A 1,717-nucleotide genomic window follows, 5' to 3' on the forward strand; every position below is an offset into this window, starting at 1 on the left:
AATAAACTCGCCCAATGTCATATCGAAACCGCTAAAGATCTCGCTAAATTAGCCGATCTAAGTTTACCCGATCGAGACTTGGCTTATTTTGTCGCTGGTACGCCCGAATTTGCCGCCTACTGGCGCGATTTACAATGGGCGCAAGATTACGCCAAAACCAACCGCGATGTGATGATGGCGCGATTTGTGCGGATTATGGAGCAGCATCTTAATGGTGGTAAAAAAATGAAACCATTACTTGAGATTAATTGCCATCACAATTACGCCGAGAAAGAAATACATTTCGGTGAAGAAGTCTATGTAACTCGTAAAGGCGCAGTCCGCGCTCAGACAGAAGATTATGGCATTATCCCCGGTTCGATGGGGACTAAATCTTACATCGTTAAAGGCAAAGGTAACGCCCAAAGTTTCTGTAGTTGTTCTCACGGCGCGGGACGCATTATGTCGAGAGCGATGGCAAAAAATACTTATACTTTAGACGATCTAATCGCTCAAACTAGTGGCGTTGAATGTCGCAAAGATACAGAATTACTCGACGAAATTCCAGCAGCCTATAAATCGATCGATAAAGTGATGGAAAATCAATCTGATTTAGTAGAAGTAGTCGCCACTCTCAAGCAAGTAGTCTGTATTAAAGGGTGACACTTAGGCTGAATCTAGTAATGTCACAGGTTAGCCAGCGGTTGAAACCGCCGCTGGTGATGCAAAGTCCGCCTACGCGGACTAGAAACTTAAAGATGGCAACAGCGTTTAAATAAAAATCGAGGTTTAAAGCTACGCAAACTCAGCTAATTCTAGCCATCGTTCGCTGGTAGTATCGATCGATTGATTAACTTTTTCTAATTCCGCAGTTATTTTCTGAAGCTCACTGTAGGCTGCATTCGGCGAGTGAGCTAATTGCTGTTCGAGCTTGGTTTTGTCTGCTTCGAGTTTGGCAATTTGGGCTTCGAGTTTGGTAAATTCGCGTTGCTCCCAGGTGGATAATTTACGTTTTTGGGTATCGGGTTTAGGTGGTTCTGGTGCGGCTACTGTTGGGGCGACTTTTTTAGTATTTAGCTGATTCTTAGCTGCTAATTTTTCGGCGTTGGCTTCGGCTTGTTTGTAGTCGAGATAGACGGAATAGTTACCGGGATACTCGCGAATTTTGCCTTCAGATTCGATCGCAAATATTTTCTCGACAGTGCGATCGAGGAAGTATCGATCGTGCGAAACTACGATGACGCAGCCATTAAATTCGGAGAGATATTCTTCTAGAACTCCTAATGTTTGTACGTCGAGATCGTTGGTTGGCTCATCGAGAATTAATACATTCGGCATACTCATGAGTACGCGCAATAGAAATAAACGGCGTTTTTCACCACCAGAAAGTTTATTAATCGGGGTATATTGTTGGTTGGGTGTAAACAGAAACCGCTCTAACATTTGCGATGCGGTAATTTGGGTACCATCGGCAACTTTAACGTATTCGCCAACTTCTTTAATATAATCGATCGCGCGGAGTTGTTCGGTACCTGCTTCTTGTAAATCTTCTGAATGTTGATCGAAGTAGCCGATATGGATGGTGGTACCGATATCGACACTACCTTTGTCGGGTGCCAATCGTCCCGTACAGATATCCATCAGCGTCGATTTACCAGCCCCATTTTCACCGATAATGCCGATCCGATCGTCGGGTGAAAATTCGTAGGTAAAATCAGAAATAATCTGGCGATCTTCG

The 1,717-nt window shown here is 44.0% G+C and carries 2 protein-coding genes; one reads left to right on the forward strand and one right to left on the reverse strand.

The features are described from left to right. The coding region (locus RMO52_RS20940; RefSeq protein ID WP_310418164.1) for an RtcB family protein at nt 1-642 on the forward strand (642 nt) is incomplete at its 5' end. Between the two features lie 132 nt (nt 643-774). Here the strand turns inward: RMO52_RS20940 and RMO52_RS20945 are convergent. After that, on the reverse strand, nt 775-1,717 hold a 943-nt coding region (locus RMO52_RS20945; RefSeq protein ID WP_310418167.1), incomplete at its 5' end, for an ATP-binding cassette domain-containing protein.

The sequence above is a fragment of the Chamaesiphon sp. OTE_8_metabat_110 genome (genome assembly GCF_031382685.1).
Lineage (GTDB): Bacteria > Cyanobacteriota > Cyanobacteriia > Cyanobacteriales > Chamaesiphonaceae > Chamaesiphon.